This window comes from Luteimicrobium sp. NPDC057192, from assembly GCF_042670205.1.
In the GTDB taxonomy this organism is placed as follows: domain Bacteria; phylum Actinomycetota; class Actinomycetes; order Actinomycetales; family Cellulomonadaceae; genus Luteimicrobium.
Genome location: NZ_JBHUWD010000005.1, coordinates 133,215 through 154,458 on the forward strand (window position 1 = coordinate 133,215; position 21,244 = coordinate 154,458).

Sequence of the window (21,244 nt, forward strand, 5' to 3'; positions counted from 1 at the left end):
GCCCGCCGGGCGGTCCCGGCGGGCCCGCCCCGGGGCGCCACCCCCCCCGGTGGCGGCCCCCGCCGCGGTTTGGGGTTTTCGCGGGGGGGGCCCCGCCCGGGGCGGCCCCCGCCGCCGTCGGTCGACGGTCAGCGGCGGACCTCGATGAGCAGGACCCACGCGTTGACCATCGAGGACAGCACGACGGCGACGATCCCGACCACGATCCACCACAGCCCGTTCGCGACGCCGCAGACCAGGAGGATCCCGCCCACGAGGAACGGGAGGTGCTCGCCCGCCGCGAGGCCGATGCTGGTCGCCCGGACCGGGCGGGTCATGCCCTCCGCCTCGGCGTGCCCCTGGGTCCGGAGCGCCGCGACCTGGACGACCGACGCCCCTGCCGCCAGCACGAGGACGGGGATCCCGAGCCCGCCGAGGGTCTGGCCCGCGGGCAGGATCAGCAGGGACGCGGCGATGGCGAGGACGAGCGAGGCGATCGTCGTGCGGGCGCCCGCCACGGTGACCTTGGAGCCCATGATCTCCGCGACGTTCACGGACATCGCGACGACGAGCAGGCCGGCGAGCGCCGCCGTCGCGCCGGCTGCGGCCACACCGAAGTCGGACCAGCCCTCGGGAAGCGTGTGCGTCACCTGAGCGAGGCTAGCGAAGCCTCGGTGCCGCGCCACAGGGGGACGGACTCTCGGCCGCGACCGCCGACGGGACCGGCGCTACGAGCCGTCCCGGTCCCGCGGTGCGCGGTCGGTGGTCAGCGCCACGACGCTCGGGACCATGAGCAGCACGAGCAGGACGACCGACACCAGCACCAGCAGCCCGGCCCACGGCGACCGCGTCTCCTGCCACCACGTCACGCCGACGAGCGCCTGGAGGATCTGCCAGGTGGCGATGGGCGCCCGCGCCCACCGCGCTCCCCCGGCGAGCGCACGCCCGGCCGCCCCCAGGAGCGCGGCGAGCGAGAGCGCGAGGACGACGAGCGCCACGCTCGTGCCGACGGCGTCGGAGTCCCCGCGCGCGAGCTCGACGAGGACGACGACGGCGCCCACGGCCAGGCCGAGAGCCTCGAGCAGGGTTCCCCACACGAGGCAGCGGAGGGTCCACGGACGCGCGGGCCGGTCGGACGCCGGGGTGGGTGTGTTCACGGCGCCATTGTCCCGCAGCGGCGCCGTCGTCCGGCAACCTGCGCCCCCACCTGCGGCGGCGTAGCCTGAGGGGCGTCAGGTTCAACCATCGCCGGCGAGTGCCGGCCAGCCTCGCGAGCACCGCAGCACGCGTACGGCGCCCCTCCGAACGACCGGCCACGCCGTCGTCGAAGGAGGTGCCATGTCTGACGACATCCCCCCGCTCCTCACCGGAGGCAGCGGGCTCAAGGCACGTGGCGGCCTGTGGGGCGAGTGCCTCGCGGAGTTCCTCGGCACGTTCGTGCTCATCATGTTCGGGGTGGGCAGCGTCGCGATGGCCGTCGCCGCGCTGCCGGGCTCCGGTCGTACGGCCGGCCCGACGACGTTCTTCCAGGGCACGGGCGACTGGCTCCTCATCGTCTGGGGCTGGGCGTTCGCGGTGACGTTCGGCGTCTACGTGGCGGGCGGCGTGAGCGGCGCCCACCTCAACCCGGCGGTCACGCTCGCGTTCGCGGTGCGGCGCAGGTTCGCCTGGGCGAAGGTGCTCCCGTACTGGATCAGCCAGCTCGCCGGCGCGTTCGTCGGCGCCGCGCTGGTGCTGCTCGTGTACCGCTCGGCGATCAGCGCGTTCGAGGACGCGAGCAAGCCGCCGGGCCACAGCCTGACGACGTTCTCGATCTTCGCGACGTTCCCGGCGCCGTACTTCCACGGCAGCGTGTGGGGGCCGCTGATCGACCAGGTGGTCGGCACGGCGCTCCTCCTGCTGCTGATCGCGGCGGTCGTCGACCTGCGCAACACCGGGGTGATGGCGAACCTCGGCCCGCTGATCATCGGCTTCGCGGTGGCGGCGATCGGGATCTCTTTCGGGGCGAACGCGGGCTACGCGATCAACCCGGCGCGCGACTTCGGTCCGCGCCTGCTGACGTGGGTCGCCGGGTGGGGGAAGTACGCGATGCCGGGCGACGGCGACTGGTTCAGCACCTACTTCTGGATCCCGATCGTGGGGCCGCTGATCGGCGGCGTCCTGGGGATCCTGGTCTACGACCTCTTCATCAGCGACGTCCTGATCGCGCGGGCCCGGGCTGCCGCGCCCGAGGAGGTCCCTCCGGGGCCCGGGGAGGAGGAGCCGGCCGTCCGAGCGTGACTCCGTGGAGCACGCCCTCGCCCGCTCGTCCCGCCCGAGGACGGGCGGGACGGGCGCCGGAGCAGGGGCGCGGGGCGATGTGGGACGTGTGACCAAGATCTCGCGGTCACCCCGAAGAAACCTTGTCGTAACTCTTGTGCCCGGCGGCTCGGCCGGGGAAACTTGATTTCAGAGTCAACAACCCCCCGCAGAACCCAGAAGCGAGTTCCGCCGGACGTTCGACACGACGCGTACCCAGCGTCACCCGTACCAAGCCCCTTCGGCTTCGTCCTGTCGCGCCCGCGTGCCGCTCGCCGAGGGGTCTCCCACCGCCCACAAGGAGCGTGAGATGGACTGGCGTCACCGTGCCGCATGCCTCGACGAGGACCCGGAGCTCTTCTTCCCGATCGGCAACACCGGCCCTGCCCTGCTGCAGATCGAGGAGGCCAAGGCCGTCTGCCGTCGGTGCGAGGTCGTCGACACCTGCCTGAAGTGGGCGCTCGAGTCCGGCCAGGACGCCGGCGTCTGGGGCGGCATGTCCGAGGACGAGCGCCGCGCCCTCAAGCGCCGCACCGCGCGCGCCCGCCGCGCCGGCTGACTCCGTCACCGCTCGCACGAAGGCCGTCACCCCTCGGGGTGGCGGCCTTCGTCGTTCCCGGCTACTTCCCGCCGACGCGCAGGCGCACCTCGAGCTCGACCTCCGTGCCGCCGCCCTCGCGGTCGCGCCAGGTGATCGTGCCACCGAGCTCGTTCGACACGAGCGTGTTGACGATCTGCGTGCCCAGGCCCGACATGGGGCCCTTCCCGTCGACCAGGCCCACGCCGTCGTCGCGGACGACGACCTTGAGCGAGTTCTCGGAGCGCTCGGCCACGATCTCGACGGTCCCGGTGGGGCGGCCCGGGAAGCCGTGCTCGACGGCGTTCGTCACGAGCTCGGTCAGCACCAGCGCGAGGGGGGTCGCGTCCTGCGCGGGCACGAGCCCGAAGCCGCCCTCGCGGACCGTGCGGACGTGCGTGTCGGCGGACGCGACGTCGGCGGCGAGGCGCAGCGCCCGCGACACCATGTCGTCGAACTCGACCTCCTCGTCGAGCGTCTGGGACAGGCTCTCGTGGACCATCGCGATCGTCGCGACGCGACGCATCGCCTCCTCCAGCGCCTCGCGGGCCTCGGGTACGTCCATGCGACGCGCCTGGAGCCGCAGCAGCGCCGCGACGGTCTGGAGGTTGTTCTTGACGCGGTGGTGGATCTCGCGGATCGTCGCGTCCTTGGTGATGAGGTCGCGCTCGCGCCGCCGCAGCTCGGTCACGTCGCGGCACAGCAGGACGGCGCCGATGCGCTGGCCGTGCTCGGTGAGCGGCAGCGCCCGCAGCGAGAGCATCACGCCGCGCGCCTCGATCTCGGTGCGCCACGGCGCACGGCCCATGACGACGAGCGGCATCGCCTCGTCGACGGTCGTCTGGGGCTGGTGCTCGATGAGGTCGGTGGTGATCTCGACCAGGGCGCGCCCGACGAGCGGCCCGATGACGCCGAGACGGTGGAAGCAGCTCAGCGCGTTGGGGCTCGCGTAGAGCACCTCGCCCTCGGAGTTGAGGCGGAGCAGGCCGTCACCGACGCGCGGTGCGCCGCGGCGCTGGCCCGTGGCGGCGCCGGGCGACGGGAACTCGCCGCGCGCGATCATCGCGACGATGTCGTCGGCGGCCTCGACGTAGTTGAGCTCGAGCCGGGACGGCGTGCGCCCCGAGCCGAGGTTCGTCTGGCGCGCGAGGACCGCGATCGCGCGGCCCTCGTGGACGACGGGGATGGCCTCCTCGCGCACGGCGTAGGCGCCCAGCCAGCGCGGCTCGCGCGCCCGGTGGATCTCGCGCGTCGTGAGGGCCTTGCTGAGCTGCGGGAGCTGGCCCTCGGGCGGCCGCGTGCCCACGACGTCGTCGTAGTGCACGGTCGCTCCCGTCGACGGCCGCGCCTGCGCGATCGCCTCGAACGACCCGTCGCGCGTCGGGACCCACAGGACGAGGTCGGCGAACGCGAGGTCGGAGACCACCTGCCAGTCCCCCACGAGCAGGTGCAACCACTCGGCGTCGGCTGGCGTGAGGTCCACGTCGGAGGTGATGAGGTCGCTCATGGCTGGCACGCCCCCAGCCTACGCACGCGCGCGGGGGTTCCCTTCCCGCACGCGCACCCCCGCGCGGCCGAGGCTCCGGACGGGCCGACAACGGTGTCGCCCGGGATAACGATTCGGACTCGAGCCGCGACACCACAACCCTCTGACCTGCAGGTTTGCCGGCCGCTCAGGTTGCGGGACGGTCACGGGCAGGGTAGAGGCTTGACACCGGCCCGGGTGTGGCACGACGGTTGGTCCTCGGATGGAAGCGCTCCCACCCATCAGAGTGGTAGCGCTCCCAAGCCGACATCACCGCCCCATCGACAAGGGAGTCACCGTGCTGACGCACCGTCCGTCACGCCCCGCCCGCCGCATCATCGCGGCCGGAGCCTCTGTCGCCGCCCTGGCGCTCACGCTCACCGCCTGCAGCTCCGACGACGGCGGCTCGGGCTCTTCGAAGACCCAGGACGCCAACGAGAAGATCACCCTCACGGTCGCCACGTTCAACAACTTCGGGTACACCGACGACCTGCTCGCGTCGTACACGAAGACGCACCCGAACGTCACCGTCAAGCAGGAGATCGCCGCGACGTCCGACGACGCCAAGGCCAACTTCACGACGAAGCTCGCCGCCGGCGGCGCCGGCCTCGCCGACGTCCAGGCCGTCGACGTCGACTGGATGCCGACCGTCCTGCAGTACCAGGACAAGTTCACCGACCTGACGGACGACGCCGTCAAGGGCCGCTGGCTCGACTGGAAGACCAAGCAGGCCACGTCCCCCGAGGGCAAGCTGCTCGGCTACGGCACCGACATCGGCCCCATGGCCATCTGCTACCGCGCCGACCTCTTCAAGAAGTACGGCCTCCCCTCCGAGCCCGACAAGGTCGCGGCCCTCCTCGGCGGCGACAGCGCCAGCTGGGACAAGTACTTCCAGGTCGGCGAGCAGTTCGTCGCCGCCTCGAAGGGCAAGGTCGCCTGGTACGACAGCCCCGACGGCACCTACCAGGCCATGGTCGGCCAGCTGGCGAACCCGTACGAGAACTCGGACGGGACGCCCAAGGACCTCGCCACGAACGCCGACATCAAGGCGCTCTTCGAGAAGGTCGCCACCGAGTCCAAGGACAAGGGCCTCTCGGCGCACCACCAGGAGTGGCAGCCCGACTGGGACAAGTCGTTCCAGAACAACGGCTTCGCCACCATGGCCTGCCCGCCGTGGATGACCTCCAGCATCAAGGACCGCTCCGGCGGCGTGAAGGGCTGGAACATCGCCAACGTCTTCCCCGGCGGCGGCGGCAACTGGGGCGGCTCGTTCCTCGTCGTCCCCTCGGCCGGCAAGCACACCGCGGCCGCCAAGGAGTTCGCCGCCTGGCTGACGGCGCCTGAGCAGCAGCTCTCGGCGTACAAGCAGGCGAACAACTACCCGAGCCAGCTCGAGGCCGAGAAGGACCCGATCGTCGCCGACTCGAAGAACGAGTTCTTCAACAACGCGCCGGTGGGCCAGATCAACGCCGACCGTGCGGCCGCCGTGAAGGTCAACCCCTTCAAGGGCCCGAACTACTTCACGATCAACAAGGCCGTGACCGACGCGCTGGTCGCCTACGACGTCCAGGGCAAGGGCAGCGTCGAGAGCAACTGGAACGCCGCCGTCGACGCGTACAAGGCGCTCGGCCTCGGCTGACGCACCTCTCATGCACGGGGCCCGGTCCGGCACACGCCGGACCGGGCCCCCGGCCCGTCGCCCTGACGTCCTCGAGGGAGCACCCATGACCGCCCTGACCACCGCACCCACGCCGCCGCGCGTCGGTCCGCCCGAGAAGCGGCGCCGGCGGGTCGGCTTCTCCCAGCGGCTGAGCCGCTGGGACGTGAAGGTCTCGCCCTACCTGTACATCTCGCCGTTCTTCATCGTCTTCGCGATCACCGGCCTGTTCCCGCTGCTCTACACGGGCTGGGTCTCGCTGCACAAGTGGACGCTCATCGGTGGCGAGGCCGGCTACACGGGCTTCGACAACTTCACCGCGATCTTCCAGCAGAGCGAGTTCTGGCTCTCGCTGCGCAACACCTTCATGATCTTCGTCCTGTCGAGCGTGCCGCAGGTGATCATCGCGATCGTCCTCGCGGCGATCCTCAACCAGAACATCCGCGCCAAGACGTTCTGGCGCATGGGCGTGCTGATCCCCTACGTCGTCGCGCCGGTCGCGGTCGGCCTGATCTTCGGCCAGCTCTTCGCGGACCAGTACGGCGTCATCAACACGGCGCTGCACGCCATCGGGCTCCCCAAGATCGGCTGGCACAGCAACACCTTCGCGAGCTGGACCGCCATCGCGACGATGGTGAACTTCCGCTGGATCGGCTACAACACGCTGATCTTCCTCGCCGCGATGCAGGCCGTGCCGACCGATCTCTACGAGGCCGCCGTCATCGACGGCGCCGGACGCATGCGCCAGTTCTTCTCGATCACGCTCCCCCAGATCCGCGCCACGATCATCTTCGTCGTCATCACGTCGACCATCGGCGGCCTGCAGATCTTCGACGAGCCGCGCACCTTCGACACCTACGGCACCGGCGGCCCGAGCCACCAGTGGGAGACCACGACGATGTACCTGTGGAACCTCGGCTGGGGCCCGCAGCAGAACCTCGGCCGCGCCGCAGCCGTCGCCTGGCTCCTCTTCGTCGTCATCGTGCTCTTCGCACTCATCAACTACTTCGTGTCCTCGCGGATCTCCACGTCCGAGGCCCGCCGGGACAAGTCCACCAAGCGGCGCAGCACGACCGCCCGGAAGGGAGCCGTCCGATGAGCTCCGTGCCCATGACCGCCCAGACCGCCGGCAAGGGCGCGGCCCGCGCCGCGGCCCGTCGACGCGGCGGCAGCACCGGCTTCGGCGCCGAGCGACGCCCCCGCTGGCTCACCTACACGATCCTCGCGATCGTCGTGGTGGTCTCGCTCGCGCCGCTGTACTACACGCTGCTGCTCGGCTCGTCCGACCAGGAGACGATCTCTAAGCACGTCATCCCGCAGTGGCTTCCGGACGCGAGCATCTTCGACCGCTTCAGCGAGGTCATCAACACCGACTCCTTCAACTTCACGAAGGCGCTGTCGAACTCGATCATCATCTCGGTCGTCACGGCGTTCTCCGTCGTGCTGTTCTCGACGCTCGCCGGCTTCGCGTTCGCGAAGCTCCGGTTCAAGGGCCGTCGCGGGCTCCTCGTGTTCGTCATCGCGACGACCGCGGTCCCGACCCAGCTCGGTGTCATCCCGCTGTGGATCATCGTCACGGACCTCGGGTGGCAGAACAAGATCCAGGCCGTCATCGTGCCGGCGCTGGTGTCCGCGTTCGGCGTGTTCTGGATGACGCAGTACCTCGAGTCGGCGCTCCCCTACGAGCTCATCGAGGCGGCCCGCGTCGACGGCGCGTCGATGATCCGCACGTTCTGGTCGATCGCCCTGCCCGCCGCTCGCCCCGCGGCAGCGATGCTCGCGCTGTTCACGTTCATCCAGCAGTGGACGAACTTCTTCTGGCCGTCCATCGTGCTCTCCCAGGACAACGCGACGCTACCCGTCGTCGTGAAGCTCCTGCAGGGCAGCTTCCACACCGACTACTCGCTGGTCATGGCGGGCGTGTTCCTCACGACCGTGCCGCTGATCATCGTGTTCATCCTCGCCGGGCGCCAGCTCGTGGCCGGCATCATGCAAGGAGCCGTCAAGGGATGACCCCCCGACCCACGACCACCCACCCGCTCACCTCGTCCGCCGTGCCGGGCGTGCCGCTGACCGCGGCGACCCCGCACGACGCGACCGTGCGGATGCCCGACGGGTTCCTCTGGGGCGCGGCGACCGCGGCCTACCAGATCGAGGGAGCCGCCCACGTCGACGGGCGCACCGACTCGATCTGGGACGCGTTCGCCCGCGTCCCGGGGGCGGTCGTGGACGGCGACGACGGCGAGGTCGCGTGCGACCACTACCACCGCTACGCCGACGACGTGGCCCTCATGGCCGGCCTCGGCCTCGGCACCTACCGGTTCTCGACGTCGTGGTCGCGCGTGCGGCCCGACGGCGGGCCGGTGAACCCGAAGGGCATCGACTTCTACTCGCGCCTCGTGGACGAGCTGCTCGACCACGAGATCCTCCCCTGGGTCACGCTCTACCACTGGGACCTGCCCCAGGCCCTCGAGGAGCACGGCGGGTGGACCAACCGCGACACGGCGTACCGGTTCGCCGAGTACGCCGCCGACGTGCACGACGCGCTCGGCGACCGGGTCGGGGTGTGGACGACGCTCAACGAGCCGTGGTGCTCGTCGTTCCTCAGCTACACCGCCGGCGCGCACGCCCCCGGGCGCCGCTCGCGCGAGGCCGGTCTGTCGGCCGCGCACCACCTCATGCTGGGGCACGGGCTCGCGACGGCCGAGCTGCGCCGTCGGGCGCCGAGCGCGAACCTCGGGATCACGCTCAACCTCACCGTGACGGATCCCGTCGACCCCGCGGACGAGCGGGACCGCGACGCGGCCCGCCGCATCGACGCGCAGTTCAACCGGGTCTTCCTCGACCCGATCCTGCGCGGCGCGTACCCGGCGGACCTGCTCACGGACCTCGCCGAGGTCGGGCTCGACGGCGTCATCGACGACGTCGTGCACGACGGCGACCTGGCCGTGATCTCGACGCCGATCGACACCCTCGGCGTGAACTACTACCACGGCGAGGCCGTCTCCTACCAGACCCCGGACCGCGAGCTCCACGGCAGCGCGCCGGTCTCCCGGCCGACGTCCTCCCCGTACCCCGCCGCCGACGGCGTGCAGGTGCACCCGCGCCCGCTGCCCGTCACCGCGCAGGACTGGGAGGTGCAGCCCGAGGGCCTCGCACGCCTCCTCGTCCGCGTGCACGAGGAGTACACCGCCGAGCGCGGGATCGCGCTCTACGTGACCGAGAACGGTGCCGCGTACGACGACGTCGTCGCGGAGGACGGCTCGGTCGACGACCAGGACCGGCTCGCGTTCGTCGACCTGCACCTGCGGGCCATCCACGACGCGATCACGGCCGGTGTGGACGTGCGCGGGTACTTCGCGTGGTCGCTCCTCGACAACTACGAGTGGGCCTGGGGCTACTCCAAGCGGTTCGGTGTCGTCCGGGTCGACTACGAGACCCAGGAGCGCACCGTGAAGGCGTCGGGCAAGTGGTACGCCGACGTCGCGCGGGACGGCGTGATCCCGCCCCTGCCCGACGCGAGCCTCGCCGCGCTGAACCCGCCGTCCGACACGCAGGAATGACATCGGTTGTTCCCTGGACTCGGACGACGGGATGATGCACGGATGAGCACCGACCGCCAGACCACGGCACCGACCCTCGACGAGGTCGCGCTCGCCGCCGGCGTGTCACGCTCGACCGCGTCGCGCGCCATCAACGGCGGCGACCGCGTCTCCCCCGAGGCCCAGGCCGCGGTCGACGCCGCCGTCGCCCGGCTCGGCTACACGCCGAACCGGGCGGCGCGGTCGCTCGTGACCCGCCGGACGGGTTCGATCGCGCTCGTCATCCCCGAGCCCGACGGGCGCGTCCTCGCCGACCCGTTCCTCGCGGGCACGCTGCGCGGTGTCGGGCACGCGCTCGACCCGACGGACCTCCAGCTCGTGCTGCTCATCGCGCGCCCGGGCGAGCACGCGGGCCGGATCGCCCGGTATCTCAACGGTGGCCACGTCGACGGCGCGATCATCGCCTCCCACCACCAGGGCGACGAGCTCGAGAACGCGATCATGGCCGCGCACCTGCCGGCCGTCTTCATCGGCCGCCCCGCGGTCGAGGCCGAGTCGCTCGTCTACGTGGACGTCGACAACGTCGCGGCCGCCCGCCGCGCGACCCAGCGCCTGGTCGAGGCGGGCCGCACGCGCATCGCCACGATCGCCGGGCCGCTGGACATGTCCGTCGGCCACGACCGCCTCGAGGGCTGGCGCTCCGCTCTCGCCGACGCGGGGCTCGGGGTGACCGCGAGCGCCGACGGCGACTTCACGCTGACGGGCGGCGCGATCGCGATGCAGCGCCTGCTCGACGACCACCCCGACCTCGACGCCGTGTTCGCGGCGTCCGACCTCATGGCGCAGGGCGCGCTGCGGGTGCTCCAGTCCGCGGGCCGCAACGTGCCGGGCGACGTGTCCGTGATCGGCTTCGACGACCTCGGGGTGGCGGCCGCCACGACGCCGCCGCTCACCACGCTGCGCAATCCCGTCGAGCAGATGGCGCGGACCGCGACCAACGTCCTGCTCGACGAGCTCGAGGGCCGTGGCCGGGCGACCCGGCCGATCCTCTACCCGGCCGAGCTCGTGGAGCGCGCGTCCGTCTGACGCGCCGCCGCCACTCCCCCGGCGCCGCGACCGCTCCTGCCAGCGAACACGGCTCGCCCGCGTCGGTGGGACTCCCTACGCTCGCGGCATGGCACAGGAGCTGACCCGCCGGGACGTCGTCGCCTTCCGGACCCGTGCGCACGGCCTCGACGCCGCTCCCGGGTCGGTCCACGACCCGGACGTGCTCCGTGTCCTCGACCTCGGGGTCCAGGACACGGGCACCGACGGTGCGCTCTGGGCGCTCGTCGTCCGCGGGCTCGCGCTCGGTACCGACCCGTGGGACGGGCTCGCCCTAACCTGGACGCTGCGCGGGGCTCCCCACGCCTACCGGCGCCGGGACCTCGCGGCGGTCGCCGTCGCGACCGCTCCCCTCTCGCCCGACGACGCCGCCAAGCGCGTGCTCGACGCCGCCAAGCCCCTGAGGGAGGCCGGCGTCCCCGTGCTCGACTCGCTGCGTGAGATCGCGGCGCTCGAGCGGGGGATCGTCGACCGGCCGACCGTGAAGGGCGACCTGTCGACCCGGCTGACGGCCGGGCTCCGACCCGAGCAGCTCCGCTGGTGCAACCCGTGCCAGGCCACGCACTCGTGGGAGCTGCCGTTCCGGCTCGCGGCCCTCCAGGCGGGGCTCGAGCTCGAACCGGGCACCTCGCCGCCCGTGCTCCGCCGCGTCCCCGGGCTGGAGCCGCCGGGGTACGCGCACGCGGGCACCGACGCCGAGCCGCGGTTCGACGTCGTCCGGTCGTACCTGCGCGTGTTCGGCCCCGCGACGGTCCGCGAGGTCGCCGCCTACGTCGACGCTCCCGCCCGCGACGTCCAGGCCCGCTGGCCCGACGACGCCGTGGAGGTCGAGGTGACCGACGTCGAGCCGACGCTCCTGCGGGGGCGCGCCGAGCCGCGCTTCCTGCTCGCGGACGACCTCGCGGACGTGTCGCGGCGCGCGGACCCCGCGCAGGCCGACCGCGCCGTCCACCTGCTCGGGCCGTTCGACCCGTACCTGCAGCTCCGGGACCGCGCGACGCTCGTCCCCGACCCGGCCGCGCAGAAGGACCTGTGGCGCACGCTCGGCCGGCCCGGCGCCGTCGTCGCGGGCGGCGAGGTGCTCGGGACCTGGCGCCCGAGGACGTCCGGGAGACGGCTGAACGTCCACGTCGTGCCGTGGACGCCGCTCGACGCCGCCACGTGGGACCGCGTCGAGGCTGCCGCCGCGCGGCTCGCGGCACACCGCGGCGTGCCGCTGGCGGGCGTCGAGCGGGACTGACGGAGCGCCCGTCCCGCCCGACGCACGGGCTGCCGCGTCAGCGCGGCGACACGTGCCCGTACCGGTGTCGGGTGCGGCTCACGGCCTGCTCGCGGACGACCGCGAGGAGCTCGCGCTCCCCGCTCGCGACGACGGGCTGGTCCAGGACGGTCACGGCGCCGGCCTGCTGGGCGGCGGCCTCGCGCAGGCCGGGCGCTCCCCCGACGACCCGCACGCGCCCCGAGACCTCGCCCGACGCGACCCGCGCGGCGAACGCCTCGTGCGACTCGGGGGCGCCAGCGACGCTCGTCCCGCCGGGCGCGACGCTCACGACTGCCGGGACACCCGCCGTCCGGGCCGCGTGCAGCACGCGACGCACCTCGACGTCCTGTGCGCCGTCGCCGACGCGCACGGTCAGGACGTCGACCGGGCGGTACCGCAGGGCGTCCTCCTCTGCGCGCAGCGCCGACGGGTCGTGCCGGCGCGCGAACACCGTGTCCCACGCGCGCCGGTCGTCGCCCTCCGCCCAGGCGAGCCACGCCGCGGGCTCGGTCTCGCGCGGGGGCACGGGTCCGCCGTCGGCCGTGGTCCGGTCGACCCACGCCCCGAGCTGCCCGACGTAGTGCGGGCCGCCGGCCTTCGCCCCCGGCCCGACGACGCTCGCCTTCCACCCGCCGAACGGCTGCCGTCGCACGATCGCGCCCGTGATGTGGCGGTTCACGTAGACGTTCCCCGCCTCGACGCCGTCGAGCCAGCGCTCGACCTCGGTGTCGTCGAGCGAGTGGATGCCCGCTGTGAGGCCGAAGGTGACCGCGTTCTGCAGGTCGATCGCCTCGTCGAGCGTGGCCGCCGTCATCACGCCGAGGACGGGGCCGAAGCACTCGGTCCGGTGGAACCACGAGCCCGGTGCGACGCCCTCCTTGAGGCCGGGCGTCCAGAGGCGGTCGTCGTCGAGACGGCGGGGGCGCACGAGCCAGCGCTCGCCCTCGTCGAGGGTCGTCAGGGCGCGCAGCAGCTTGCCCTCCGCGGGCTCCGTGAGCGGACCCATGACGGTGCCGAGGTCCGTGGGGAGACCCACCGCGAGCGAGCCGACGGCGTCGACGAGCTGGCGGCGCAGCCGCGCGCCCGTCGGGGTCGAGCGGTCGCCCGCGGCGCCCACGAGGATCAGGAGCGACGCGGCCGAGCACTTCTGGCCCGCGTGTCCGAACGCCGAGCGGACGAGGTCCGCGACCGCGAGGTCGGGGTCCGCGGCCGGGGTCACGACGATCGCGTTCTTGCCGGACGTCTCGGCCAGCACGTCGCGGCCGGGCCGCCAGGAGGCGAAGAGCCGCGCCGTCTCGATCGAGCCCGTCAGCACGACGCGTGCCACGTCCGGGTGCGTCACCAGGCGGCGGCCGGGCGTCTCGGTGCCCTCGCCGTCGGCGACGCGGACGAGCTGCACGAGGTCGGGGTCGGCACCGCACTCCGTGAGCGCGGCGCGGACCGCGTCGACGACGACCTCGAAGCAGCGCGGCGTCGGGTGCGCGGGCTTCGCGATCACGGGCGAGCCGGCGGCGAGCGCCGCGAGGACGCCACCCGCGGGGATGGAGACGGGGAAGTTCCAGGGCGGGGTCACGAGCGTGACGCCTCGCGGCTCGAACGTCGCGCCCGGCACCGCGTCGGGGTGCGCCGGGTCGAGGCGCTCGGCCGAGCCGGCGTACCAGCGCGCGAAGTCGACCGCCTCGCTCACCTCGGGGTCGGCCTCCGCGACCGTCTTGCCGGGCTCGTGGACCATCGCCGCGACGAGGTCGGTGCGCGCCGCCTCGAGGTGCCGGGCGGCGGCGCGCAGGACGCGCGCCCGCTCCGAGGGAGGCGTCGCGGCCCAGCTCGGCGCGAGGCGGGTCGCGCGGGCCACGACCTCGTCGACCTGCGCCGTCGTCGTCAGGGGGACGGTGCGCGGGGCGCCCGCCGCCGCGGGGTCGCGCGCGACGATCTCCCCCGCCCACGCGCGCGACGCCTCGACCGCCGGGTCGGTGTCGGGGGCGTTCTCGAACTTGTCAGAAGCTGACGGCACTCCACTGCCGTGAGGTTCTGACACGTCGGGGGTGGGGCGGGGACGACGGCGCGGGGTCAGGTCCTCGGGCGTCGTCGCCGCGGCCCGGGCGACGGCGGCGCGGAACGCACGCTCCTGGCCGGCCAGCCCGCCCGACGGCGCGTCGTCGCCCGCGAACAGCGCGTGCAGGAAGTTCTGCGGGGCCGCGTTCTCGTCGAGGCGCCGCACGAGGTACGAGATCGCGACGTCGAAGTCCTCGTCGCGCACGACCGGCGCGTACAGGACGACCCGTCCTCCGTGGACGTTGCCCGGCTCGCGGTCGCGTGCGACCTCGTCGCGGACGGCGCGCGCCTCGCCGGGCGCCATGCCCTGCAGCATCTCGACGTCGAGCGCCTCCGTCACGCCGCGCGACCGCGCCAGCCCGACGGCGTACGCGACGTGGAACAGGTTGTGGCTCGCGCAGCCGATCCGGACGCCGTGGGTACGGGCGGGGTCGAGCGCGCGCACGAGGAGCCGGACATAGTTCGCGTCGGTCTCCTCCTTCGAGCCGTAGGGCGCGGGCTCCCAGTCGTGGAGCTCGGCCTCGACGTGCTCCATCGCGAGGTTCGCGCCCTTGACGAGGCGCACCTTGATCCGCGCTCCTCCCCGCTCGACGCGGCGCAGCGCGAAGGCCGTGAGCTCGTCGAGCGCGGCGACGGCGTCCGGCAGGTAGGCCTGCAGGACGATGCCCGCCTCGTACCCGAGCAGCTCGTCGCGCCCCAGCAGGTCCTCGAACACGGCGACCGTGAGGGCGAGGTCGCGGTACTCCTCCATGTCGAGGTTCACGAACGTCCCGGAGTCCCGCGCGGCCCGGAACAGCGGCAGCAGCCGCTCGACGACGCGCTCGCGCGACCCGTCGAGGTCCCACGTGACCAGCTGCGCGGCGACCGACGACACCTTGACCGACACGTAGTCGACGGACGGGCGCCGGACCAGCTCGACGGTCCGGTCGAGGCGTGCGCGGGCCTCGTCGTCGCCGAGGACGGCCTCGCCCAGCAGGTTGACGTTGAGGCCGAAGCCCTGCGCCCGGGTCCGGGCGAGGTGCTCGTCGAGCCCGGGGCCCGCGTCGGCGACGAGGTGCCCGACGAGCTGGCGGAGCCGGCGCCGGGCCGCCGGCACGACGACGCGCGGCGCGGTGGGCGCGAGCCGCGCCCCCGCCTGCAGGGCCCAGCGGTCGAGGGGGCCGAGGAAGCTCGAGCCCGTCTGCCCGACGCCGGACGCCAGCCCGCCCAGGCGGGCGAGCCCGCGCGCGGCGACGTCGAGGTCGAGGGGGCGGGCGACGTCGTCGACGAACCGGAGGGCGAGCTCGAGGCCCGCGGGGTCGGAGACGAGGGCGCCGAGACGGTCGGCGGTCCGCTGCTCGCGGCGGACCCCGCCGCCCGACTCGGCCCGCGCGAGCGCGAGCCACGACCGCGCGCGGCGGACGGCGTCGTCGACCAGGGGCGCCGCGGGCGCGGGGGCGGAGGCGGGTACGGGTGCGGTGGCGGCGGGCGTGGACGGGCGGCCGGGGGTGGGGTCGCCGTCGCGCCCTGCCGCGCGGCCAGGGGTGCGGCCGTCGGTGGGGAGCGTCATGCGCCCAGCGTGCCGCGTCGGGGTCGTCGCCGCACCCCCCGCGGCGCGACGCGCCGCGGGGCGGGAGAAGATGGAGTCATGGCAAGCACCCCCGCTCCGATCCCCACCGCGTCCCTCCCGGGCGGCGACATCCCGCTGCTCGGCATCGGCACGTGGCAGTCCACCGGCGACGACGCCTACCGCGCCGTCCTGCACGCGCTCGAGGCCGGCTACCGGCACGTCGACACCGCGACCGGGTACGGCAACCAGAACCAGGTCGGTCGCGCGCTCGCGGAGTCCGCGGTCGCCCGCGACGACGTCTTCGTCACCACCAAGCTCCCGCCGAGCCAGGCGCACCGCGTCCGCGAGACCCTCGAGGAGTCGCTCGACGAGCTCGGCACCGACCACCTCGACCTGTGGCTCATCCACTGGCCCGTCGACGGCGAGGCGCGCCCCGACGTCTGGGAGCAGTTCGTGGCCGCGCGCGACGAGGGCCTCGTCCGGTCCATCGGCGTGAGCAACTACTCGGTCGCGCAGATCGACGAGCTCGTCGCCGCGACCGGCGAGACGCCCGCGATCGACCAGATCCCGTGGAGCCCCACCGACTACGACGCGGACCTCGTCGCAGCGCTGCACGAGCGCGGCGTCGTCCTCGAGGGGTACTCCCCCTTCAAGCGCACCGACCTCGACGCGCCCGTGCTCGCCGAGATCGCGGCCGCGCACGGCGTGACGCCCACGCAGGTCGTCCTGCGCTGGCACCTCGACCACGGGTTCGTCGCGATCCCGAAGTCGATCCGGCCCGAGCGCATCGACGCCAACCTCGACGTCACGGGCTTCTCGCTCGACGCGGGCGAGCTCGCGCGCATCGACGCCCTCGGCGCCTGACGCCCTCGGGGCCCGACGACGCGCGCGGGACCGGCGGGTTCGCCCGCCGGCCCGCGCGTCGGACGTCCGGCCTACCCGCGCGGGGGCGATAGCGTGGACCCGAGCCGCACACCCCGCGGCGCGCCCCCGCGGCCCCGCCCCGACCGGGCTGGGCCGCACCACAGGCCTCAGGAGAAGCCGCAGAGATGATGACGACGACGTCACGCCCGTTCCGCTCCGCCAACCCCGCCCTCGACAACGCGCTCGGCCAGCTCGCCGGAGCCGTCGAGATCCTCGGGTACCACGCGGGCATCCACGAGACCCTCGCGACCCCGCGCCGCGAGATCAACGTCGCGGTCCCGCTGCGCCGCGACGACGGCACGGTCCAGGTGTTCCGCGGCCACCGTGTGCAGCACAACGTGTCCCGCGGCCCCGGCAAGGGCGGCCTGCGGTTCCACCCGAGCGTCGACATCGACGAGGTCCGCGCGCTCGCGATGCTCATGACCTGGAAGTGCGCGGTCGTCGACCTGCCGTACGGCGGCGCGAAGGGCGGCGTCGACATCGACCCGTCCGAGCACAGCGTGTCCGAGCTCGAGCGCGTCACCCGCCGCTACACGAGCGAGATCATGCCGCTCATCGGCCCGACGCAGGACATCATGGCGCCCGACATGGGCACCGGCGAACGCGAGATGGCGTGGGTCATGGACACCTACTCCGTCAACGTCGGGCACACCATCCCGGCCGTCGTCACCGGCAAGCCCCTGGCGATCGGCGGCTCGCGCGGCCGGGGCACCGCCACGGCGCGCGGCATCTACCACGTCGCCGACGCCGCGATGACGCACGCAGGTGACCGCCTCAAGGGCTCGCGCGTGGCCGTCCAGGGCTTCGGCAAGGTCGGCGCCAACGCCGCCAAGATCTTCGCCGACGAGGGCGCCGTCGTCACGCACGTGTCCGACGCCTTCGGCGCCGTCGTCAACGGCGACGGGCTCGACGTCGACGCGCTCCTCGAGCACGTCGCGTCCACCGGCTCCGTGGTCGGGTTCGATCTCGCCGACGCCGTCGACGGGGCCGCCGTGCTGACGGCCGACGTCGACCTGCTCGTCCCCGCGGCGATCGACTCGGTGATCACGGTCGACAACGCGTCCGACGTGAAGGCGCGCTACGTCGTCGAGGGTGCGAACGGGCCCACCACCCAGGACGCCGACACGATCCTCGGCAAGAACGGCGTGACCGTCGTGCCGGACATCCTCGCCAACGCGGGCGGCGTCATCGTGTCGTACTTCGAATGGGTCCAGGCCAACCAGACGTACTGGTGGACCGACGCCGAGATCGAGGACCGCCTCGCCGGGCGCATGCGGTCCGCCTACACCGAGGTCGCGCACCACGCGCACGACCACGACCTCACGCTCCGCGACGCGGCCCTCGTCATCGGCGTCCAGCGCGTCGCCGACGCGCACCGCCTGCGCGGCCTCTACCCCTGATCGGCGCGGCCGCGGCGCTCAGACGAGGCTGAAGCCCGCCGGGAGGGTGCCGCGGCCCAGGAGCGCGTCGACGACGACGTCCGCCTGGCCCGCGTCCACGGCCACCTCCGCGGCGAGCAGCGCGACGGCACGCAGGAGCGTCGTCGGGACGGTGAGCTCGAGGCCGAGCGCGCGGGCGAGGTCGCGGCTGTGCACCACGAACTCGAGCACGCGCGTGGGCAGGTAGTCGCGCACCCGGATGCCGCCGACGATGCTGGCCATGAGGTCGTCGGGCCCCGCGTCGGCGAGGCGCGCCAGCGTGCGGTCCCGCAGGTCGCCGACGGCGGCCAGGGGGTCGTCGCCGAGCGCGCGACCGGCGGCGCGTGCCCGCTCGTCGATCGCGCCCGGGTCGCTCGACGCGAGCACGGCGGTCGTCGCGACGTAGTACGCGGACGCCGACCCGACCGCGGCCGACGCCGGCCGCTCGTCGAGGTAGGTCAGCACCGTCACGAACGACCGGCTCGTGTGCCCGACGAGGTCGCGGACGTCCCACGCGCCGAGCGCCGGACGCTGCCAGGCGTCGTCGGGCACGCGGGCCACGAGCCCGACGAACAGCGCCCCGGCCTCCTCGTAGAACGCGTCGCGCACGGCTCAGGCACCCGTCGCTGCCGGGAGCGGCGTCGCCGCGTACTGCGACCAGCTGCCCGCGTAGAGCCGCGCGCGGCCGAGCCCCACGTGCTCGAGCGCGAGCAGCGTGTGGCACGCGGTCACCCCGGAGCCGCACATCGAGACGACCTCGCCCGCCTCCACGGCGTCGGCCGTCACGCCGGCCGCCGCGAACCGGTCCCGCAGCGCGCCCACGGGGAGCAGGTGCCCGCGCTCGTCCACGTTCTCGCGGCACGGCACGCTCACCGCGCCCGGCACGTGCCCGACGCGCGGGTCGACGTCCGCTCCCTCGCCCCGGAAGCGCTCGGCGGGCCGCGCGTCGAGGACGACGGTCGCGTCGTCGCGCGTGCCCGGTGCGACCTCGTCGATGGTCACGAGGAGGTCCGCCGGCCACGACCGCGGGGTGAACGTCGCGGGCTCGCGCGCGACGACGTCCGTCGTGACGCCGCCCGCCCACGCCCGGACCTCGGGCGCGAAGAACCCGCCGTCGAGGAGCGCGGCGTCGTGCCCGAGGGCGCGCAGCAACCACACGAGGCGGGCCGCGATGACGCCGCCCGCGTCGTCGTACGCGACGACGGTCGTGCCGTCGCCGATGCCGAACGAGCCCATGCCTCGCGCGAACACGTCGGGGTGCGGCAGCGGGTGGCGGCCGTCGGCCGCGGTGGCGGGGCCCGCGAGCCACGCGTCGAGGTCCACGTACACCGCTCCCGGCAGGTGCCCCTCCGCGTAAGCGGCGTGGGCGGCGCTGCCGTCGGGGTCCGTGAGGTACCAGCGCACGTCCGCCAGGACGACGTGCGGACCCGCCCCACCGCCGGGCGCGTGCGTGGCGAGCCAGGCCGCGTCGACGACGGGCGGGATGCGAGGGGCGACAGGCGGGGTCACGCTCCGACCCTAGCGCTCACCCCCTCTCCCGTGAGTGCGTACTTTTTGCGCGACACGCCGGGAGTGTCGCGCACAAAGTACGCACTCACGGGGGCGGGTGGAGCGGTGGGTGGGTGGGGGCCGGGCCTCGCGCGTCGGGTAGCCTGAGACATCAGGTCATCAGACAAGTTGTCGTCCCGTCCCGGAGGTCTCCGTGCCGCTCCAGCGCGCGTCGCTCGCCGACCAGGCCGCCGACGTCCTCGCCGACCGCATCGCCGCGGGCGAGTGGCCCGTCGGGAGTCCCCTGCCGGGCGAGCACGCCCTCGCCGCCGAGCTCGGCGTCGGGCGCTCGACCGTCCGCGAGGCGGTGCGCGCGCTGACGTCGCGTGGGCTGGTCCGGGCGCGGCAGGGCGCCGGGGTGTTCGTGACCGCGACCACGCCGACCCCCGACTGGGACGACCTGCTCGTGCGCACCCGGGTGGCGGACGTCGTCGAGGCGCGCGTCGCGATCGAGGTCCAGGCCGCGCGCCTCGCGGCCGCGCGGCGGACCCCGGCCGACCTCGGAGCGCTGCGGGCAGCGCTCGTCGCCCGCCGCGAGGTCGAGCGTGCGACCGGCCCCGGGTCCGACGACGGGCCCTACGTCGACGCGGACCTGCGGTTCCACGCCGCGGTCGTCGAGGCGTCGCACAACCCGGTGCTCGTCGAGCTGTTCGCGGCGTTCGCGCCCCGCGTGCGCACCGCCATGCTGGAGCTGCTCGCACTCGCCGGCGCCGGGTCGCCGCACCACCACGACCAGGACGCGCACGTCGCGATCGTCCGCGCGGTCGAGGATCGCGAGCCCGACGTCGCGGCCGCGGCGGCGTCCGAGCACCTGCACGGGGTCCTGGACGCGCTCGCCGGGCCTTCCTCGTCGGCGGCTCCCGGCGGCGCCGGCGCCGCCGACCCCGAGCCCATCCCCGAGCCCGACCTCGACCCCGACCCCGAGGAGACCCGGTGAACGACGCCGTCCTGCGCCTCGACCACGTGTTCGTGGTCCGCACGGCCAACGTCCTGCTCGACGACGTGACCCTCGAGGTCCGCGCGGGCGAGCACTGGGCGCTCCTCGGCCCGAACGGCGCAGGCAAGTCGACGATGCTCGGGCTCGTCGGCGCCCAGACGCACCCGACGCGCGGCACGGTCGACGTGCTGGGCCACCGCATCGGGCGCGTCGAGCTGCAGGCGCTGCGCCGCGAGATCGGGCACGTGGACCCGCGCCACCCCGTGCGCGGCCCGCTGACCGTCGAGGAGGTCGTGCTCACCGGCCTCACGGGCACGAACCTCACGATGCTGCGCTGGGAGCCGTCCGACGAGCAGCGCGCGCACGTGCGGGCGCTGGTCGACCAGCTCGGCCTGGGCAGCAAGGCGGACCGCCCGTGGGCCGTCCTGTCGCAGGGCGAGCGAGGCCGGGCGCTCATCGCCCGCGCCCTGGTCAACGAGCCGCGGCTCCTGCTGCTCGACGAGCCCGCGACCGGTCTCGACGTCGCCGCGCGCGAGCAACTCCTCGAGACGGTGGACCACCTGCACACCCTCTGGCCCGACCTGACCTCCGTCCTGGTGACCCACCACCTGGAGGAGCTCCCGGTCACGACGACGCACGCGGCGCTGCTGCGTCAGGGTCGCCTGGTCGCGGTGGGCGCGGCCGACGACGTCCTCACGACCGAGCAGGTGAGCGCGACCTTCGACCACCCCATCCGGATCGCGCGCGAGCACGGCCGGTGGCGTGCGTCGTCGGGCAGGACGGCCCTCCCCACCTCCTGAGAGCTCACCCCCCGACCCCGCGAAGTACCCCGGCATCCGGGGTACTTCGCGAAGTACCCCGGATGCCGGGGTA

General features: G+C 74.0%; 18 protein-coding genes. 12 read left to right on the top strand and 6 right to left on the bottom strand.

Annotated elements, in window-relative coordinates; translation table 11 throughout:
• Nucleotides 1-128: 128 nt before the first annotated feature.
• On the bottom strand, nucleotides 129-629 hold the full coding sequence (locus ACFT5B_RS04540) for a hypothetical protein (protein ID WP_386796789.1): 501 nt from the start codon (nucleotides 627-629) through the stop codon (nucleotides 129-131).
• 78 nt (nucleotides 630-707) lie between these two features.
• The gene (locus ACFT5B_RS04545) at nucleotides 708-1,136 is read right to left on the bottom strand and encodes a hypothetical protein (RefSeq protein ID WP_386796790.1); all 429 of its coding nucleotides are present in this window, start codon (nucleotides 1,134-1,136) and stop codon (nucleotides 708-710) included.
• A gap of 181 nt (nucleotides 1,137-1,317) precedes the next feature.
• Here ACFT5B_RS04545 and ACFT5B_RS04550 point away from each other — a divergent pair, with 181 nt between their 5' ends.
• The gene (locus tag ACFT5B_RS04550) at nucleotides 1,318-2,259 is read left to right on the top strand and encodes an MIP/aquaporin family protein (protein WP_386796791.1); all 942 of its coding nucleotides are present in this window, start codon (nucleotides 1,318-1,320) and stop codon (nucleotides 2,257-2,259) included.
• A 328-nt stretch (nucleotides 2,260-2,587) separates the two neighbouring features.
• On the top strand, nucleotides 2,588-2,836 hold the full coding sequence (locus tag ACFT5B_RS04555) for a WhiB family transcriptional regulator (RefSeq protein WP_036946793.1): 249 nt from the start codon (nucleotides 2,588-2,590) through the stop codon (nucleotides 2,834-2,836).
• Nucleotides 2,837-2,897: 61 nt separating this feature from the next.
• Here ACFT5B_RS04555 and ACFT5B_RS04560 read toward each other — a convergent pair whose 3' ends face one another.
• Nucleotides 2,898-4,361, bottom strand: coding sequence for a sensor histidine kinase (locus ACFT5B_RS04560; RefSeq protein ID WP_386796808.1), 1,464 nt, complete (start codon nucleotides 4,359-4,361; stop codon nucleotides 2,898-2,900).
• A gap of 316 nt (nucleotides 4,362-4,677) precedes the next feature.
• On the opposite strand from ACFT5B_RS04560, the gene ACFT5B_RS04565 reads away from it, so the two are divergent.
• From ACFT5B_RS04565 to ACFT5B_RS04590, 6 genes are all read left to right on the top strand, one after another.
• Complete coding sequence (locus ACFT5B_RS04565; RefSeq protein ID WP_386796792.1) at nucleotides 4,678-6,018, top strand: extracellular solute-binding protein; 1,341 nt, start codon at nucleotides 4,678-4,680, stop codon at nucleotides 6,016-6,018.
• Between the two features lie 85 nt (nucleotides 6,019-6,103).
• Nucleotides 6,104-7,135 (top strand): carbohydrate ABC transporter permease, encoded by a 1,032-nt coding sequence (locus ACFT5B_RS04570; RefSeq protein WP_386796793.1) that lies wholly within the window; start codon nucleotides 6,104-6,106, stop codon nucleotides 7,133-7,135.
• Nucleotides 7,132-8,049: a carbohydrate ABC transporter permease gene (locus ACFT5B_RS04575; protein WP_386796794.1), complete on the top strand. Its 918-nt coding sequence runs from the start codon at nucleotides 7,132-7,134 to the stop codon at nucleotides 8,047-8,049. Before ACFT5B_RS04570 ends, ACFT5B_RS04575 begins: the two co-directional genes overlap by 4 nt.
• Nucleotides 8,046-9,599: a GH1 family beta-glucosidase gene (locus ACFT5B_RS04580; RefSeq protein WP_386796795.1), complete on the top strand. Its 1,554-nt coding sequence runs from the start codon at nucleotides 8,046-8,048 to the stop codon at nucleotides 9,597-9,599. Before ACFT5B_RS04575 ends, ACFT5B_RS04580 begins: the two co-directional genes overlap by 4 nt.
• A gap of 42 nt (nucleotides 9,600-9,641) precedes the next feature.
• Complete coding sequence (locus ACFT5B_RS04585; protein WP_386796796.1) at nucleotides 9,642-10,664, top strand: LacI family DNA-binding transcriptional regulator; 1,023 nt, start codon at nucleotides 9,642-9,644, stop codon at nucleotides 10,662-10,664.
• 88 nt (nucleotides 10,665-10,752) lie between these two features.
• A complete protein-coding gene (locus ACFT5B_RS04590) occupies nucleotides 10,753-11,922 on the top strand; it encodes a DNA glycosylase AlkZ-like family protein (RefSeq protein WP_386796797.1) in 1,170 nt (389 codons plus the stop codon).
• A 37-nt stretch (nucleotides 11,923-11,959) separates the two neighbouring features.
• Here the strand turns inward: ACFT5B_RS04590 and ACFT5B_RS04595 are convergent, their stop codons facing one another.
• Nucleotides 11,960-15,544 carry a proline dehydrogenase family protein gene (locus ACFT5B_RS04595; RefSeq protein ID WP_386796798.1) on the bottom strand — a complete coding sequence of 1,195 codons (3,585 nt, stop codon included), beginning with the start codon at nucleotides 15,542-15,544 and terminating at the stop codon, nucleotides 11,960-11,962.
• Between the two features lie 78 nt (nucleotides 15,545-15,622).
• On the opposite strand from ACFT5B_RS04595, the gene ACFT5B_RS04600 reads away from it, so the two are divergent.
• Together ACFT5B_RS04600 and ACFT5B_RS04605 are read left to right on the top strand one after the other, a co-directional pair.
• Nucleotides 15,623-16,408 (top strand): aldo/keto reductase, encoded by a 786-nt coding sequence (locus ACFT5B_RS04600; protein WP_386796799.1) that lies wholly within the window; start codon nucleotides 15,623-15,625, stop codon nucleotides 16,406-16,408.
• A gap of 188 nt (nucleotides 16,409-16,596) precedes the next feature.
• The gene (locus ACFT5B_RS04605) at nucleotides 16,597-17,868 is read left to right on the top strand and encodes a Glu/Leu/Phe/Val dehydrogenase (protein WP_386796800.1); all 1,272 of its coding nucleotides are present in this window, start codon (nucleotides 16,597-16,599) and stop codon (nucleotides 17,866-17,868) included.
• A gap of 18 nt (nucleotides 17,869-17,886) precedes the next feature.
• Here the strand turns inward: ACFT5B_RS04605 and ACFT5B_RS04610 are convergent, their stop codons facing one another.
• Both ACFT5B_RS04610 and ACFT5B_RS04615 read right to left on the bottom strand, forming a co-directional pair.
• Entirely contained in the window at nucleotides 17,887-18,495 is a 609-nt protein-coding gene (locus ACFT5B_RS04610) for a maleylpyruvate isomerase family mycothiol-dependent enzyme (protein WP_386796801.1), read from the bottom strand.
• A 3-nt stretch (nucleotides 18,496-18,498) separates the two neighbouring features.
• The gene (locus tag ACFT5B_RS04615; RefSeq protein WP_386796802.1) at nucleotides 18,499-19,395 is read right to left on the bottom strand and encodes a sulfurtransferase; all 897 of its coding nucleotides are present in this window, start codon (nucleotides 19,393-19,395) and stop codon (nucleotides 18,499-18,501) included.
• Nucleotides 19,396-19,588: 193 nt separating this feature from the next.
• Here ACFT5B_RS04615 and ACFT5B_RS04620 point away from each other — a divergent pair, with 193 nt between their 5' ends.
• Nucleotides 19,589-20,371 (top strand): FadR/GntR family transcriptional regulator, encoded by a 783-nt coding sequence (locus ACFT5B_RS04620; protein WP_386796803.1) that lies wholly within the window; start codon nucleotides 19,589-19,591, stop codon nucleotides 20,369-20,371.
• The gene (locus tag ACFT5B_RS04625; protein WP_386796804.1) at nucleotides 20,368-21,171 is read left to right on the top strand and encodes an ABC transporter ATP-binding protein; all 804 of its coding nucleotides are present in this window, start codon (nucleotides 20,368-20,370) and stop codon (nucleotides 21,169-21,171) included. The genes ACFT5B_RS04620 and ACFT5B_RS04625 overlap by 4 nt, the downstream gene beginning before the upstream one ends.
• Nucleotides 21,172-21,244 lie beyond the last annotated feature (73 nt).

Bases quoted from the DNA above. Each gene is read 5' to 3' on its own strand.
- ACFT5B_RS04595 (WP_386796798.1), bottom strand. From the start codon at position 15,544: ATGACGCTCCCCACCGACGGCCGCACCCCTGGCCGCGCGGCAGGGCGC.
- ACFT5B_RS04580 (WP_386796795.1), top strand. From the start codon at position 8,046: ATGACCCCCCGACCCACGACCACCCACCCGCTCACCTCGTCCGCCGTG.
- ACFT5B_RS04570 (WP_386796793.1), top strand. From the start codon at position 6,104: ATGACCGCCCTGACCACCGCACCCACGCCGCCGCGCGTCGGTCCGCCC.
- ACFT5B_RS04605 (WP_386796800.1), top strand. From the start codon at position 16,597: ATGACGACGACGTCACGCCCGTTCCGCTCCGCCAACCCCGCCCTCGAC.
- ACFT5B_RS04555 (WP_036946793.1), top strand. From the start codon at position 2,588: ATGGACTGGCGTCACCGTGCCGCATGCCTCGACGAGGACCCGGAGCTC.
- ACFT5B_RS04575 (WP_386796794.1), top strand. From the start codon at position 7,132: ATGAGCTCCGTGCCCATGACCGCCCAGACCGCCGGCAAGGGCGCGGCC.
- ACFT5B_RS04585 (WP_386796796.1), top strand. From the start codon at position 9,642: ATGAGCACCGACCGCCAGACCACGGCACCGACCCTCGACGAGGTCGCG.
- ACFT5B_RS04560 (WP_386796808.1), bottom strand. From the start codon at position 4,361: ATGAGCGACCTCATCACCTCCGACGTGGACCTCACGCCAGCCGACGCC.
- ACFT5B_RS04590 (WP_386796797.1), top strand. From the start codon at position 10,753: ATGGCACAGGAGCTGACCCGCCGGGACGTCGTCGCCTTCCGGACCCGT.
- ACFT5B_RS04550 (WP_386796791.1), top strand. From the start codon at position 1,318: ATGTCTGACGACATCCCCCCGCTCCTCACCGGAGGCAGCGGGCTCAAG.
- ACFT5B_RS04600 (WP_386796799.1), top strand. From the start codon at position 15,623: ATGGCAAGCACCCCCGCTCCGATCCCCACCGCGTCCCTCCCGGGCGGC.